The organism is Microbacterium sp. MPR-TSA4, assembly GCF_058792815.1.
On record NZ_JBXAFF010000029.1, the window covers coordinates 1 to 16,053 of the forward strand.

General features: G+C 64.2%; 12 protein-coding genes. 5 read left to right on the forward strand and 7 right to left on the reverse strand.

Translation table 11 applies throughout. The features are described from left to right. Positions 1-57: 57 nt before the first annotated feature. The 4 genes from nrdH to AC1Q49_RS11690 all read left to right on the forward strand — a co-directional run bounded on the left by nrdH (position 58) and on the right by AC1Q49_RS11690 (position 3,739). Positions 58-339 carry a glutaredoxin-like protein NrdH gene (gene nrdH, locus AC1Q49_RS11675; RefSeq protein ID WP_492492361.1) on the forward strand — a complete coding sequence of 94 codons (282 nt, stop codon included), beginning with the start codon at positions 58-60 and terminating at the stop codon, positions 337-339. A gap of 93 nt (positions 340-432) precedes the next feature. Beyond that, positions 433-1,575 (forward strand): tyrosine-type recombinase/integrase, encoded by a 1,143-nt coding sequence (locus AC1Q49_RS11680; protein WP_071330019.1) that lies wholly within the window; start codon positions 433-435, stop codon positions 1,573-1,575. 5 nt (positions 1,576-1,580) lie between these two features. Then, positions 1,581-1,901 (forward strand): helix-turn-helix domain-containing protein, encoded by a 321-nt coding sequence (locus AC1Q49_RS11685; RefSeq protein WP_071330018.1) that lies wholly within the window; start codon positions 1,581-1,583, stop codon positions 1,899-1,901. A gap of 755 nt (positions 1,902-2,656) precedes the next feature. Continuing rightward, on the forward strand, positions 2,657-3,739 hold the full coding sequence (locus AC1Q49_RS11690; RefSeq protein ID WP_143049337.1) for a hypothetical protein: 1,083 nt from the start codon (positions 2,657-2,659) through the stop codon (positions 3,737-3,739). Positions 3,740-3,840: 101 nt separating this feature from the next. Here the strand turns inward: AC1Q49_RS11690 and AC1Q49_RS11695 are convergent, their stop codons facing one another. The 5 genes from AC1Q49_RS11695 to AC1Q49_RS11715 form a co-directional block, all read right to left on the reverse strand. Continuing rightward, positions 3,841-5,106: an MFS transporter gene (locus AC1Q49_RS11695; protein ID WP_071329986.1), complete on the reverse strand. Its 1,266-nt coding sequence runs from the start codon at positions 5,104-5,106 to the stop codon at positions 3,841-3,843. Then, positions 5,103-6,743: an ABC-F family ATP-binding cassette domain-containing protein gene (locus tag AC1Q49_RS11700; RefSeq protein ID WP_184219691.1), complete on the reverse strand. Its 1,641-nt coding sequence runs from the start codon at positions 6,741-6,743 to the stop codon at positions 5,103-5,105. The genes AC1Q49_RS11695 and AC1Q49_RS11700 overlap by 4 nt, the downstream gene beginning before the upstream one ends. A gap of 445 nt (positions 6,744-7,188) precedes the next feature. Continuing rightward, positions 7,189-7,425: a hypothetical protein gene (locus AC1Q49_RS11705; protein WP_269268593.1), complete on the reverse strand. Its 237-nt coding sequence runs from the start codon at positions 7,423-7,425 to the stop codon at positions 7,189-7,191. 10 nt (positions 7,426-7,435) lie between these two features. Continuing rightward, positions 7,436-7,657: a hypothetical protein gene (locus tag AC1Q49_RS11710; RefSeq protein WP_269268594.1), complete on the reverse strand. Its 222-nt coding sequence runs from the start codon at positions 7,655-7,657 to the stop codon at positions 7,436-7,438. Beyond that, on the reverse strand, positions 7,654-8,154 hold the full coding sequence (locus AC1Q49_RS11715) for a hypothetical protein (RefSeq protein WP_269268595.1): 501 nt from the start codon (positions 8,152-8,154) through the stop codon (positions 7,654-7,656). Before AC1Q49_RS11715 ends, AC1Q49_RS11710 begins: the two co-directional genes overlap by 4 nt. Positions 8,155-8,273: 119 nt before the next feature. On the opposite strand from AC1Q49_RS11715, the gene AC1Q49_RS11720 reads away from it, so the two are divergent. Next, the gene (locus AC1Q49_RS11720) at positions 8,274-9,299 is read left to right on the forward strand and encodes a PDDEXK nuclease domain-containing protein (RefSeq protein ID WP_492492338.1); all 1,026 of its coding nucleotides are present in this window, start codon (positions 8,274-8,276) and stop codon (positions 9,297-9,299) included. Positions 9,300-9,315: 16 nt separating this feature from the next. Here AC1Q49_RS11720 and AC1Q49_RS11725 read toward each other — a convergent pair whose 3' ends face one another. Both AC1Q49_RS11725 and AC1Q49_RS11730 read right to left on the reverse strand, forming a co-directional pair. After that, positions 9,316-12,501, reverse strand: coding sequence for an Eco57I restriction-modification methylase domain-containing protein (locus AC1Q49_RS11725; RefSeq protein ID WP_492492340.1), 3,186 nt, complete (start codon positions 12,499-12,501; stop codon positions 9,316-9,318). 14 nt (positions 12,502-12,515) lie between these two features. Next, a complete protein-coding gene (locus tag AC1Q49_RS11730) occupies positions 12,516-15,803 on the reverse strand; it encodes a helicase-related protein (protein ID WP_269268617.1) in 3,288 nt (1,095 codons plus the stop codon). Positions 15,804-16,053 lie beyond the last annotated feature (250 nt).

A 16,053-nucleotide genomic window follows, 5' to 3' on the forward strand; every position in this document is an offset into this window, starting at 1 on the left:
CGGCTTCGTTTCCGCGCCAGATCAACGATCATGCGCCAACCCGCACAGTTGCAGGAAATGCAACACAGCCCGCTTGTCTATAGCAAGCCTTCATGCGTCCAATGCTCGGCCTCGTACAGAGCGCTGGACTCGAAAGGCATCGACTACCAGGTCGTCGACATGAGCCAGGACGCCGATGCGCTCGAGCGCGTCAAGGCCCTCGGCTATCTGCAGGCGCCGGTCGTCATCACCGACGAGGACCATTGGTCCGGGTTCCGGCCAGACAAGATCGACGAGCTCGCCAAACGGGCGATATTGCCATCCGATGCAACGCGCGAAGCGCGATCGCCCGCGCGGTAGAGCCTGAGCTCAAGAAGGATGTCGAGGGGGCCGGGGGTCTCTGCGCCACTCTTGATCACCCAGAGTACTTCATTTGCATCAATGTTGTAGTGGATGCATCATGAGGATGTGCTTGAAGTTGATCCATCGTCTGCGCAGCGGCTCGTCTCCGCGCGGAATGTCATTCATCTTGACCCTGAGGGAGCCGTGCTCGACGGGATGTTGAATGGGTGGCGAGCCCAGCAGATTGCTCGCTTCTTGAAGGCTCCGACGATTGCGGCGAGAGAGCGGCTCGTGCGCCGGTTCGTGGACTTCACGGGTATGTACCCGTGGCAATGGACGCCGGCGGAGGCGGAGGCGTGGATCAGTGAGCTGCGCTCGGGCGTGAAGCCGTTGCGGCTATCGACGCTGCGTGGATACGAGATCGACATCAAGATGTTCTGCGAGTACATCACTGATCCTCGATATCCCTGGCTGTCCGAGTGTGAAGCGCGTTTTGGCGCTGCACCCAGACAGGTGTTCCATGAGGACAACTCGATTGTGCATGTCAGCGAGTACGAGGGCGATGCCGCGCGGCGACCGTTGACATTCGACGAAGTCCAGGCGCTGTTCGATGCGGCCGACGGGCTCGCCGCACGGATCCTGTCGCGACGGCGAAAGGGTGCGGTTCAGGCCGTGCGGGACGCCGCGCTTCTCAAGTGCGTCTATGCGTTCGGGTTGCGAAGACGTGAGGCGGTCATGCTTGATCTCGTGGATCTCCGCCGCAACGCGAAGCTGCCGCACCTAGACCGATTCGGTGCACTGTCGGTGCGCCATGGCAAAGCGAGCCGCGGGGGCCCGTCGAAGCGGCGCACGGTGCTCACCGTTCCGGAGATGGGCTGGATCGCGGAGACGCTGGCGCACTACCTCGATGAGGTTCGGCCGGCGTTGTCGTCATCGTCGAGTTCGTCGCCTGCTCTGTGGGTGACCGAACGGGGCACGAGGCTGAGCAGGCGTGCGGCGAACGAAGCGTTCTGTACAGCTCGTGATGCCGCGGGGATCGACTCTTCGTTGGATCTGCATTCGTTGCGGCACTCGTACGTGACGCACCTGGTGGAGTTCGACTACCCGGAGCGGTTCATTCAGGAGCAGGTGGGGCACTCGTTTTCCTCGACGACCGCGATCTACGTCGGCGTCTCTAACGAGTACCGGAACCGGCTGCTCACCCAAGCTATTCACACCCGCTACGGCGCCGACTTCGAGGAGGCAGCACGGTGAAAGAGATGGACTACGTCTGGCATCTGCGAGCGAAGATGGCGGAGCGTGGAATGTTCGCCACGACGGACCTGCAGCCGCTGCTCGCTGAGCGTGGTGTCGCGCTCTCCCGGGAGCAGACCTACCGGCTGGTGACGGGTCAGCCGCAGCGCCTGAGCATGGTTACGCTGATCGCGCTGTGCGACATCCTTGAGTGCACACCCAACGACCTCATCGAACCCCGCATCGTCGAGGCGTCCGCCAGGAAGGCTTCCGGGGAAGTCATCCCGCGGAAGAGCCGAGTATCCGCCCGCCGAACGACGATCAATCGGCCCGGGCATTCGAAATGACCGTGGTGCCGGAGCATCCTTGCTCCGAGTGCGGAAGCCGCGCCCCGCGGGTGAAACGACTCCCCGACGGTGGAGGGCTCTGCCGACCGTGCTACAACGTCAGCCGACGTATGGAGTGCTCGCGCTGTGGTCGCATCCGTGCGCCCAGCGCTCGAGCCGAGGACGGCGCACCACTCTGCGGGCACTGCGCGCGCCCTAAGCGGGCGTGTGCGGGATGCGGCCGTGTCGATCACGTCACCGCCATCGTGGACGGTCAGGATCTCTGCCAGCGCTGCTACTCCGCACCGGTCAGAGCGTGCGGACAATGCGGACGGGAGCGACGCGTCGCAACCCGCCACCAGAATGGCGTAGCAGATCTGTGCCACAGCTGCTACCGCACCCCCATCGCCGAGTGCGCCATCTGCGGTGAGAAGCGCGCGGTTCATACGACCTGGCCCCTCGGGTCTATATGCGGCGTGTGCTATCGACGCGAGCTCCGCCACCCCGACGGCTGCGGGTCTTGTGGGCAGGTGAAAGCGCTCATCGGTCGCGATGACCGAGGGGAGCGCGTTTGCGGGCCGTGTGCAGGGTCGACGCGCGACTACGTCTGTGCCACGTGTGGCGCCCCGGGTGAGCAGCACTTCGAGAACACCTGCATCCGCTGCTCCGTCGTTCGAGCCGCCGGCGACCTCCTCGCGTCCGCGACGGGGGTGATCCCCGGGCGTTTGGCCGGGCTCCCGGACGCGCTCGTTTATCGAGGTCGCGTGGACTCGACCATGAGATGGCTGCTCAAGCCCACCCCGAGAGCTCTGCTCCGAGCGATCGGGTCGGAAGAGTCGATCACGCATGCGCGCGTTGACGCGTGTCCGCCTGGGCAGGCGCGACATCATCTCCGTGCGCTCCTGGTCGACGTCGGCGTTCTCCCGGTACGAGATGAGCAGACTGAGCGGCTCGAAACATGGGTCGACGAGTACCTGATCCAGCTTCCTTCACACCATGCCGCCGAGATCACTCCCTATGCACAATGGAAGGTGCTGCGGACTGTGCGGCGGCGGGCAGGACGCCGCCGTACCACGGTCGGTGTCGCAGATTCCGCGCGTGAACGGATCCGCGCGGCCGCGCGACTCCTGCAGCACGTCGAGCAAGAAGGGGCGGGCTTCTCCGCGCTGACACAGGAGGTCCTAGACCGGTGGGTCGGCGGCAACGCAGCCCGCACCGGCGACATCGCACCGTTCATCTCGTGGCTCAGGTCCACCGGCCAGTATCCGGGACTCCGCGTCGAGCGCGGACAGCAGGCCAGGCCGAGCGAGGTCAGCGGGGAGGACGAGCATCACGCTCTGGTCCGCACGTTTATCGCCGGGTCGGACGACACGGTGAGCCTCGCGACCAGGGTTGCCGCGCTGCTCGTGCTCCTTTACGGAGCTCGAACCGACCGCATCCACCGGCTCACCACTGTCGACACCAGTACAGCCGGAGGACGAACGTATCTCGCGCTATCGACAGAACCCATCGAGATCCCGAACTCGGTCGCTCAACTCTTCGCGCAGCTCGTGAAAGAAGCTGAGCAGAATCCGGGGGCGACTCGGCGAGCCGGTGAGGGATCGTATCTATTCCCATCTCCCCGACGACACCACGAGCCGATCCATCCCACGACCCTCGGACGGTGGATAGCGCGGGCCGGGGTCAGCCCGCGGATCGCCCGGAACTACGCCATGCTCGCCCTCGCTAGCGACCTCCCCGCCGCTATCGTGGCCGTTCAGATGGGAATCACGCCGCAGACAGCGAGCCGATGGTCGCAGTTCTCGCAACGCGACAATTCCGAGTTCGTCGCCGCGAGAGCAGATTTCCTCCCCCGCTGAGGGCACATCGGAGTGGGTTCAGGCAGCCGCGGCCCGAGAACTCCAAGCCGAGTCAATTCCTTCCAGGACGCTAACAATCAGGGACGCAGTGCGGCGCTGGGTCAAGTGTCCAGGGGGTGTCTCGTCTCGACGTCCCGCATGCGTCCGGCTAGAAGCGCGACGATGGCGAGCAGCGTCGGCGCGACGCCGGCCACGATGAAGATGGCTGGTATCGGCACGATCAGCGATAGGGGCCCGGCGATGGCGATCGAGACGGGCATGAACGCGATGGAGACGAAGAAGTCGAGACTGGCGACACGGCCGATCATTTCGGGTGGCACGAGGCGTTGAAGCAGTGTGCCCCAGATCACCACGCCGGCTCCTGTGGCAGCTCCGACCGCGAACAGTGTGGCGAGCATCACTATTAGGTTGTTGGCGAGGCCGATGAGCACGAGCGGGAGGGTTCCGCCGCCCCAGAGGCCGATCATCAGTGTCAGGTATCGCCGGGGCAGTTTGAGTGACGACACGATCAGCGATCCGATGGCGCCTCCGATTCCGTAGGCGGCGAGTAGTAGTCCGAACGTTGCTTCGGCGTCGTCGAATCGGTCGCGGGTGAGGAAGGGGAGAAGTACCTCGATTGGGCCCTGGATGATGAGCGCGAGGGATGATCCGAAGATCAGGGTCCATAGCAGCCAGCGGGTGCGGGCGACGTAGCGGACCCCGGCTTTGAGGTCGCCCCACACGCTCGTGCGTTGCTGCGACTGTTCCGGTTCGGTGGTTTCCTCCCGGCGGCTGAGGAACAGTGTGATGACGAACGCGACTGCGTAGGACGCGGCGACGATGACCGCTCCGATGGCGGGGAAGAACGCCCCGACGATGATCCCTCCGAGGGCGGGTCCGAGGCCCTGCCCCATCGAGGGCCGGAGAGCCCCTTCGAGCCCGTTTGCGGCGAGCAGTTGTTCGGGCGGTAGTACTTGGGGGAGGTAGGCGCTGTAGGCCGGGTAGAAGAACGCACTACCCGCGCCCATGGCGAACGAGGCGAGCCCGACATGCCACAACTCGATCGCGCCCGTGAGGGACAGCACCGCGACGGCGGCCATGACCGCCGCGGTGAGTCCCTGCACGGTGATGATGATCCGCCGCTTCGAGAAGCGATCGGCTACCACCCCGCCGAGGACCGAGAAAGCGAAGAGGCCGAGGCTGAGCCCGGTAGCGACGGCTGACAGGGCAAGGGGGCTGTCGTCGAGTGCGAGCACCTGAAACACCATGACGATGGTCCACATGCCGGTGCCGAAGACTTCGATACCGACGGCCGCGAACAGCAGCCGGTAGTCGCGGGTAGCGAGAGGGCGCAGCGCCCGCAGCCGGTCGGGAGTCTCGCGGGTCATACGAGCGCCTCGCTTTCGGTCGTAGCTTCCAGTTGCAGTGCCGGCCAGCCTTCGACGTCGCGGAGAAGCTGCCGGTCGTGGGTGGATACGACAACAGCCGCTTGGGTGGCGTTGAGCGCGTCGGTCAGTTCGTCGACGAGCGCGATCGATAGGTGGTTGGTCGGTTCGTCGAGCAAGAGCACGTGCGGCTTGGTGGCGAGCACCAGGGCCAGCTCGAGGCGCCGTTGCTGGCCCATCGACAGCTCACCTATCCGCTTGCTCGATTCGCGGGCGCGCAGGAGCCCGAGCTGCGAGAGACCGACTGCCTCACGCGATGGAACGAGCGCGTCGACGTGGGCTGCGTAGAACTCGCTCGCGCGACGATCCAGCGGCAGCTCCGACTCTTGGCGCAGAAAAGCGAGCCGCACGTTCTGCGGGCGACGAACGGTGCCGGTGTCCGGGCGGAGGTCTCCCGCTGCGACGCTCAGCAGTGTGGACTTGCCGGCCCCGTTGGGTCCGGTCACTACGAGACGCCCGCGGTGTGACAGAGAGAACGCCGCCGGGCGCGTAAGCCTGCCGGTCACGGTCACGTCCTCCACGCTCAACAGCACCGCTCCGGTTCGGGTCGCAAGCTCCGGGAAGCGAAACACTTGCGGCGGCTCGGGAACAGTCACCGCGTGCGCTTCGAGTTGCTCCTGCCGGCGATGCACGCTCTGCACGAGCCCGCCCGCGCGCGTGGCCCGTCCGTGCTTGTTGGTTCCCTTCTCTGGTCGCCACCCCGAGACGAGTCGGTTCTGCGCCGAGCTGAGACTGTCCTGCAGCCGCGCGAGCTCGGTCTGCTGTCGCTCGAATTCGTGCTCCCACCGTTCGCGCTCGGCGCGCCGGCCCTCGCGGTAGCCGGCATAACCGTTGCCGTACACGCGCACCCGGTCATCCGGGGTCGGGTCGAGGTCCACGATCGTCTCCGCGACGTCGGAGAGCAGCGCGCGATCATGGGTGACGACGACCACGCCGCCGTTTCGCGACCGCAGTTGCGTGGTCAGAAACTCGAGGCCGCTTCGATCGAGGTGATTTGTGGGTTCGTCGAGGAGCAGGAAATCGTCGTCGGCGCCGAGCAGGCACGCCAGACGGACTCGATAGCGCTGCCCGACGGAGAGGTCGTCCAGGCGCCGGGATGGCTCCGTTTCGGCGTCGAGTGCTTCCAACGCGATCTGCACCCGCCGTTCGGCATCCCACGCATCGAGGACTTCGGCGTGTTCCAATGCGGCGGCGTATCGTTCTTCGGCGCCGGGGACGCCTGCGGCGAGTGACACCGCGGCCGAATCGAGGGCCGCAACGGCGGCGAGCGGCTGCGCGATCGCTTCCGCGACCGCCTGGCCCACTGTGCGGTTGCCGCCGGTCGGCATCTCTTGTTCGGCTATGCCGACCGTCCCGAGTCGCTGCACTACTCCGCTGTCCGGGGTGAGAGCGCCGCTGAGGACGTGCAGGAGCGTCGACTTCCCCCGGCCGTTCTCGCCCACGATCGCTACTCGCGAGGTGGCCGTGACCGTGAGGTCGACGTGGCTGAGGACGGGGGTGGCTCCGCGCGTTACGGAGACGTCGGAGGCGATGAGCTGCGCGCGATGGCGCGCTGGTAGAGGGGTGTTGAGGGAGAGCATTCGTATCCTTCGGAAACGACGCACCGCACGGCTATGAAGCGTGCGAGGGTGCGCAAGGTGACGGCGACCCGTGCAGGGTCGAGAACGAGCGGCCGCCGCAGGCTCGGACGACTCAACGAGCGCGGTAGGCCTTACTCAGCCGTCACAGGAAGTACAAATGCACATTCCGAGTGTATCGAACGACGTGATCAGAGCAACCACCGAAGAGACTCCGCCTGGAGTTTGTGGCTCTCGTCAGCGGGACGCGCCTGCCCGGAGATCTCCGCAACAGAGGAGAGGTACAAGCCCACCACACTCGGCGGACGACGATCTGCTAGCTGTCGCTCAAAGGCATGAGCGGATCGACGCGTGCTTGCGAATAGCGCAACCTTCAATATTGCTTCTCCGCCAGTCGCTCGACTCGTCTGACCACCGCAGCAGTGAGGGCGTCCGCGTGCGGGCGCCCTCACTGCTGCTCCTGAGCCTTCTCAGCCACCCACGACTGCAACAGCGCGGCACGCAGGTGCTGATTCGACCCGAGCATCCGTGACACATCCTCGCTGCCGGCTGAACGAGTTACCTCGCCGTCAATGGTGCGCACGTGAACTGCGCCGGACGCCCACCGCGTGAGCTCGCTCTCGTCGACATCGACGGTGGCGGTGAATCGCACACCCTGTGTCCAGCTGATCGTCTGCCTGGCCATCTCACCTCACCTACTCCCGACGGAAGAAGTCGATGAGCGAGACCGTCAGCGCGTAGGACAACAACAGCAGCAGCCCCACGAGCAGCACCCGATCGAGAATCGGCATCACGAGAAAACCGAGCCATCCCGCAAGGCCTGCTGCGCCCGCGAACACGAGCACCATCAGTTGGCGCCGCAAGCGACGCTGGAGCGCCGCAGGAAGGGGACCGCTCGGCCGCGACGGGGTGCTCATGCGTCAGCCCTCGACTGCAGCGCCGGGAACCCGTCGTCTCGAGTCCATCCGGGAACGCAGACGGCGATGCCGCGGAAGTCGCCGTGACTCTCTCGAGGCCACCGCTGCAGCGGGCCCCGCCGCAAGCTCTCGCCAAGGCGAGCCACGATCTGTCGCGCCTGCGACTGCTCCCACCCTGGGTGCGCGGCGCAGTTGCGAACCAAGTAGCGGCGCGCCGCCTCCACCTGAACAGCCGTCGCGGGCGACAGGGCATACCTCAGTGCGACCTCCATCACCGGCCGCCAGCGATACGCAGCCTCCGGCGGGTTCGACCCCTCGGAGAGACTGACGGCATCGAGGTTCGCCTCTGCCAGCTCACGGCCGACGCCATCGGCGATGTGCGTGACGCACTGCTCCCCGGTCGGCAGAGGCTTCGCTGGATCGGGGCTCAACCCCAAGACCATCAGCGCTGAGACGAGCAGATCGATTGTGTCACTGCGGACAACCTGTGAGCTCATGATCACTCCATTTAGTCTGTATCCCTGACAGTTACTAACTATAGCTCAGTGTAAGAGACCCGACAAGCTCATCCACTCCTTGCCGGCCGTCGTTGGAACGTTCTGGGAGGATCGGGCCCATGAGCGACCTCATCCCGGACGACTACACCGCCACGCTTGAGGAGCTGAAACGGCAGGTGCACGAGGCGCGTCTGCGTGTGCAGCGGAGGGCGAACACCGAACTGCTGCAGCTGTGGTGGCAGATCGGCCGAACCATCATCGACAGGCAAGCCGAGCAGGGATGGGGATCGAAGGTCCTGGATCGCCTTGCAGCAGATCTGCGCGCGGAGTTCCCGTCGATGAAGGGGTTCTCCCGCCGGAACCTGCTCTACATGCGGGCCTTCGCTGGTGCCTGGCCGGACGCCACTGAGATTGTGCAACGACCCATTGCACAATTGCCGTGGGGACACGTGATCGAGCTGCTCGACAAGCTCGACGACCAGGAGACGCGCAACTGGTACGCCGCGAAGGACGCACACCACCAGTGGAGCCGGCCGATGCTCGCTCACCAGATCACGACCCGCCTGCACGAGCGGGAGGCCGCTGCGCCAAGCAACTTCGCCGGCGCGCTCGAGCGGCTGGACTCCGACCAGGCGCAGGAGCTCACGAAGGACCCCTACGCGCTCGAGTTCCTCGCCGTCGACGGCGATGCGTCCGAGCGTGAGCTCGAGCAGCGCATGGTCGACCGGATCCTTGACACCATGCGCGAGCTCGGCCCTGGTTTCGCGTTCGTCGGCCGCCAGGTGCACTTCGACATTGACGGCGACGACTTCTACGTCGACTTATTGTTCTTCCACGTCGAGCAGCTGCGCTATGTCGTCATCGAGCTCAAGACCACCAAGTTCGATCCGCGCGACGCCGGGCAGCTCGGCTTCTACGTCGCCGTCGTCGACGACCGGCTTCGGATCCGCGACAAGCACCAGCCGACCGTCGGCATCCTGCTCGTCGCTGGCAAGAACGACACTGTCGTTCGCTACGCACTCGCTTCAACAACCCAGCCGGTCGCGGTCAGCCGCTACGAACTCGGCGAAGAGGCACAACGAGCTCTCCCGGATGAGGAAGCGATCACACGGGCTTTCGCCGATGAGCTTGCTCGCGACCAGTAGCTGATGGTGCGCGTGACTAGGAGACCTCGAAGGGTAGCGTGCGTAGGGTCGTTGCAGACATGCCCGTGCTCTTGAACATGCGGGCGTGCGCGTACTGGATTTCTGGCAGCAGATCCATACGCCCGATCGAGGTCAAAATGATCTCGTCGGCCTCGTCGGTGAGGTGGCGTAGCTCGGGGACCGCGTAGCCGCCGACGTACTTGCCGGAGTTGAGATCCCATGACTGGACATCGGGCAACGCAGTCTCGATCCGCTTCCCCAAGTCAATCAGCGCGTCGCGAGTTGTCTGGTCGCAGCTGCGCAACGAGAACGGGATCGCCGACATGGTCCCCTTGGTGACGTTGAAGCAGTCGCCGGTGAAGGTCCACCACAGAAAGGCCAGTCGTGAAGCGGCGACGGCGCTCACTGCCAGCTGGTCGTTGCGGTGCTGGGTGAACAACTTTCCCTCGTTCAGCGGCACGGATGCATGGGTGGACTTCTCGTACGTCACCGGCGACACCGTGTAGGTGCTGAGGAAGTAGGTCGCGGTCTTCTTGAATCCCACCGAGAAGTCGCTTACGCGAACCAAGGATGCCTGCAGTGATCCCTTCGCCAGCAACGTGTCCATGAGTTCGAACATGGCATCGCCACTCGACCGCATCCAGTTGGGCGTCTTCGTGCTGTTCGGCCGCCGTGCGTATCGGAGCGTCGCCATCAGGTGAGGTCGGAACGGCTCGATCCAACTATGGGTGATCGTGGTGTGAATCTCTGACGCTTTCCCTTGCCCGGCGGCGGTGATAATCGTGCTGCGTACCTTGACCTGGAACAGCGCTGCCGGCCGCTCCTGAAACGTGCTCACCCAGATCGTGCCGAATCGTTCGGCGTAGTACTTCCGAAGCGACTCGTCACGGTCGCCGAACTGGCTGCGGATTGGGACGATGAGGCTTAGACGCCCATCGGGGCGGGTGATCTGTGCGGATCGCTCACAGCACGATGCGTATATGTCGTCTACGTCATCTGTCTTGAAGCCGGTGATGCGGTAGCTGAGCTCGCGACGGTTCACGTATGGAGGGTTCCCAATCACGACGTCGAACCCGCCCTGCTCGAAGACCTCGGGGAACTCGACGAACCAGTGGAAGGGGTGGTGCGTCTCGACCCATGCCGTCAGAGGCTGGGGCACCATCGTTGCTGAGTGGTAGAGGTCATCGACGTCTCGGCGCACCTCGTCGAGCAGCGCGACAAGTTCGCGGCGCAGGCTGACGGACGATTCGTTGGTCTCCTGGCGCTCCCGGAACGCGGCGTAGCGCTCGGAGATCCGCGCAGCGGACTTCTTGACATCGGTGATCCGGTCACTGGTGAACAGGGTGCCGCTGTCCTCTTCGAGGGAATCCACGGTGAGGGCTCCGACGAGAGTGTTTCCCGGCTTGATGTTGAAATCGAGGTCGGGGAGCGGTTCGAGATCCTTGCGATCGTCGATGGATGCCACGAGTTTCAGGAAGAGCCGGAGCCGGGCGACCTCGACCGCTTCGCGCATGATGTCGACGCCGTAGAGGTTGCTGAGGGTGGCGTGCTTGAGGACGAAGTACTCGGTGTTGGCGTGCTTGGAGACGTTCTCGAGCAGTGCCTCGCCCTCGGGAAACGCTGTCGATCGGACGTGACGGTCCAGAGCATCGAGCGTGGCGTCGTACAGCGGCTGCAGCACCCGCAAACCGGCGAACAGGAAGGCTCCTGAGCCACATGTCGGGTCGATGACGCGTATGGCGGTGAGGATCTGCCACGCGGCCAGCGCTTGCTCTGGGGCGTTCAGCTGGTCGATCGTGTCGACCGCGAGCTGCTCGAGGTCGATGTTTTCGGTGACTGCTCGGTCTACGGAGTCGATGTGCCCGGACTTGGCTGCAGCGAGTAGCTTGGCGTGCTCGTTGCGCCGCCGGTCGGTTTCCCACCAGGTCTCTCCCGGGAGCCCGAGATCTTCGCTGGCGGGACCGTCCCACAGAGGTCGGCGCCGAGCCGTGCGCTGCGCCTCAATCTCGGCCGGCAGCGGCTCGTCGGTCCCCCATGCCAGGCTTGACCAGATGTACCGTTCGGGAGCTTCGCGAAGGTAGCGCCATGGGTTGACTCCGGTGCGGTCAATCAGGCGCTCAAGGAACACGGGCACGATGGCGTTGCTGGCCATGAAGTGCGTGACGTCTTCCTTCGTGTAGTAAGCGCCTTTGTCGGAGCCGCGGTTGTCGAGGCTGTCCTTCTCGTTGACGAACTGCTCGAAGATGTAGCCGAGCACGTCGGGATTGATCTCGTTCTGAGAAGCTGTCGGGCGATCGTCGAGATGCCACTGGAAGCGGTCGAACAGGTCGAAGATCGAGGTGAAGATCTCGTCGGGGATCTCAATGGTGTTGTCGTGTTCGAGCTTGTGCTCGGCGAAGATTCCCCCGTTGATGTAGGGCACGTCTCCGACCAAGTCGGCGACAACATCGTTGGGATACCTCCGTGAATCAGCCTTCTGGCCCAGCCCCTCGTGGAACATCGGGAGCAGGAAGTCGCGATAGAACCCGTAGAACTGGCCTGTGCCGACCAGATCGCGGAGCTGGTTGAGTCGATTCCGCAGATAGTCGGTGTCCTGGTCCATGAACGACTTCTTCTGCATGAAGTAGATGAACATCAGTCGGTTCATCATCAACGATGAGTACCACTCCCGCTCGCTGTCGTCGGGGATGCCCTGGATGGCGACGGTGAGTGCGCGCTGCCTGCGGACGAACTGGTCGTAGAACCGCTTGGTGACGATGTCGGCATCGAAGGCTGCGCGCATCTTGCGCAGCACCTCAATGAGGGTGGGACTCTCGTCGATCTTGATCTCGATGGTGCCGAGTCGCTGGCTGAGAGCCTCGTTGGTTGTGCCAACGGTGTGCCGGTGCAGAGCCAGGCGCGGCTGGCCGACCCCGTCGGCATCCGCCGATTGCAGCCATCGCCACTCCTGCCGGGTGTGATCGGCGAAGATGAGCAGTCGCGCATCGGAGACCTTGCGTACCTGCTGGTCGATCAGTCGTTGCGTGCGTGAATCGGGCAGTTCGTTGCAGAGCCACACTCGCAGGCCCGAGTAACCGGCGACCTGCTGCAACGTATAGGTCTGCTCGTCGACGGTGATGCGTAGTGGTGCGAGGTCTGGCTTGTCCCAGCCGAGCTCCTCGAGGAAGAGGGTCTGAAAATCACCCGAGTTGACGAGCTTCATCCTGGTTGACGCGCTCATGATGCCACCCCCATTGAGCACACGATGTGGATCGGATCGGCTGCGGCGATGTCGATAACGAGCCGCTTGTCGCGATGGAGTAGCACGAGAAGGTCTGCCAGGTCGTCGACGTCGCTGCGCGCAGCCAGCGCGGTCGTGAATCGCTTCTCGGCCTCCTTGGTGAGAGGGCGGGTGAAGATGGCCTCGAGTGCGTCGGCGACATCGCCCTTCCCGGCCACCAGGGCGCCGTTGAGACGGTTCCATACTCGCTTGCGAACACCGCTGAGGCGGCCTTCGATGTTTCCGCTCTGGATGAGATTCCCTTGTGCCATCTGAATCAGGAGCGGGAAGTGGTCCGCGCGGGCGGGTAGCGCCGGGGTGTCGATTTCGCATCGGAATCGGCTAAGCGCCTCTTGCCCGGTGAGCAGACGGATACCCTCGGCGGATCCGAAGCCGAACCCGTCGTTGTCGTTTTCAGTGCGGACGTAACAGACCACGCCGTCGACGTCTCGGTCGGATAGTGATGGCCTGGTCGCGTAGACGAGGTCGGGCAGTGATTTGACGCGGTCGGCGAGCTCGGGGTGCTCTTGCTCGGCGGAGTTCCACACCTCATAGGCGAGGCTGGATGCGTCAACCTCGTTGTCGATCTCGTTGTCGTCGAGCTTGCCCTTGTAGAGATCCTCGATGATCTTCACCTCGTCCTCTGAGCCGAAGAACTGTTCGTCCGATCCGAATACCTCGGCGTTGGCGTGGAGGCGGTCAGCGATGCGCTGGCGGAGGTTCAGCACCTGCTCCACGCCGTCGTGCCATAGCGAGTAGATGATCACCTCATCCGACTTCTGACCGACGCGGTCGACGCGGCCGGCACGCTGGATCAGACGGATGATCGCCCACGGGAGGTCGTAGTTGACCACGATGTGCGCGTCCTGGAGGTTCTGCCCTTCGGAGAGCACGTCGGTCGCGACGAGCACTCTGTACTCGGCTGCGGGGTCGATGATCTTGTTGAGCTCGATGTCGGTGAGTGTCGCGGAGCCGAGCATGTTGGACAGGGGGGCGAATCTGCGGGCGACGTCGGTCGGGTTGTTGGTGTCGCCGCTGGCGATCCCCACCCGGTCGACACCTGCGGCCTTGATCGCTTCGGCGACGTAGTTGGCTGTGTCTTTGTACTCGGTGAAGATCAGCACCTTCTCGTCGGGGTGCGTCTCAGTCAGAAGCTTGAGGATCTCGGCCAGCTTCGAGTCCGCATCCGCCGTCCACGCGCCGAACTCGTTGAGCAGCCCAGTGAGCGTTGCCGTGTCGGCCTTAAGGTCGTCGAGCATGTTCGGGGTGAAGATGGAAGGGCGGATCCACCGCACCGACTTTGGTGCAGATGCGCGAAGTGCTTCGTATTCGCTCTGGCCATCCCCGGAGGTCGGCGGCTCGATGTCCTCGTAATCCTCTTCGGCGTCGTCGTCGCTCTCGGACGAGGTGAGCATGACATCCAGCAGTGTGCCCAGCGGGAGGTCGAGGTCGTTCTCGACGGCGTAGATGTACAGCTGGTTGCGGGCGATGTGGCGCTGCAGCGACAGCATGAACGAGTACCCGCAGCTGGACAGCCGCTTGTAGAGCCCACTGCGTACGAACCCGATCAGGTGGCCGCTGCCGCGTTCGAAGCGCTCAACGATCACCTTCTCCTCGGGCGTGAGCGTGAGCGACTTCCGGAGATATGCGGACAGGTTGTAGCGCGGCAGGTTCAGATTGTCGATCGCGTCGAGGGTCTCGACGGACTCCATCTTGGCTGCGGGGTCGTGCTCGCCGAACGAGTGCACGAGCGGCTTGGGCACACGGGCCGGGAACGTGAACCTCGTCCCGTTCGCGAAGGTGAGGTACTCCTTGCCCTGCTCGTCGACGAGCGCATAGTTCTTCCGCACGAACGAGCGGGTGCGGCGGATTAGGTGCTCGCTCATCAGCCGCTTCCAGTCATCGGGCTCCTCGCTGCGCTTGAACGCCTCGAGCGTGCTCGTCTTGCCGTCGAGCCTCTCCGCGAATCGGTCGTCTAGCGTCATCGCGACCACGGGCTGCAGCCCGAGATCGTCGTCGGGGTCGATGTACAACCCCAGCTGATTTCCGACGTCCTTGAAGCGGATGTTGTATGGCGTCGCGGTGAGTAGCAGCACCCGGCAGTCGTAGTTGCGGATGTAGTCGTAGAGCGCCCGGTAGTCCTGGCGGGTGTCGTTGCGCAGCGTGTGCGACTCGTCGACGATCACGAACTGGTAGCGACCGAGGTTGGGCAGGCGCTTGGCCGCCATGCTGTACGGGACGACAGTGGCGTTCAGCGCGTAGCGCTCTTTGTATTCCTCCCACATCTTCACCAGGTTGACGGGGCAGACGATGAGCGTGCGGTAGCCCTCAGCCTCATTGAGCATCATCGCGGTGGCCGTTGCGGTGATCGTCTTGCCGAGGCCGACGACGTCGCCGAGCATGGCACCGCCCTTGGTCATGATGCGACGGGACAGCGTCTTCACGGCGCTCTCCTGATACTCAAGCAACTGGTCGCGCATTGACGGCGGCAGTGTGTACTCGATAAGACCCTCGCGCACATCGCGGGAGAGGTGCCAGCAGACCTTGAGGTAGACCTCGTAGGGGGTCAGCGGTGTCTCGCTTGCCCAGGACTCGTCGATGATCTCGATGAGGTCGGCGGTGACGTCGATGGAGAACTTGTCGTCCCATCGATCCTCGAACCAGCCGTCGAGTTTCGCGGCTCCGTCCGAGTCGACCACATCGACGTTGAGCTCGTAGTTGTTCGCGAGGCCAGCGATCGTGAGATTGGATGAACCGACGTAGGCGACGATCGGTGTGATCTTGTCGTCCCGGTGGCAGATATAGGTCTTGCCGTGGAGGGGGCGGCGGGTGAACAGCTTGATCGCGACCCGACCGTCCGCCAGCTGCGCGCGAAGTTCCCGAATGGTGGCCTCGTCCTGCGCGGTGGGCGCCCCGCGCATCAGCTGCTGCCGGAACTTGAGCTTGGCCTGCTGCTGACGTGCCTGCGCGGTCTTCCGATCGATCACGTCCTCGAGTGGGCCTCCCTCGAGTGTGCGCTGCAGGTGGTCAAGCACCTGTTCCTCTGGCTCGCCATGAACCATGCCGATCAGCACTCGAGCGATCGGCGGGCCACCAGCGGAACGTCCGTGGACGACGTCACCGAACAGCTTCCAGCCGCGGATATTGAAGTACCCGACAGCGGCATCGATGCGGTTGGACTCGGACAGCGTTTCGACGAGGTGGCCACCGAGGTTCAACTCGATGTTGTCGAAGATTCGGGTCATTATGCTCCTAGCTCATTGAAGGGAGCCAGAACGCGAGATCCTCATCCTCCTCATCGTCCTCAGGCTATAGGCCGGCAGTCGACTGTCCGGAAGCGCCGGCGGCGTCGCGCAGGATCGGCCACGATCGTACGCATGACGGCGCCCGGCGGGAATGGCGGGAGTTGGAGGAGCGTCTTGTCAGGGATCACTTCTCAACCGCCACACCCAGCCGGGCGTCTTCCGAAGACAGTACTGCACGCCCCCGACATCT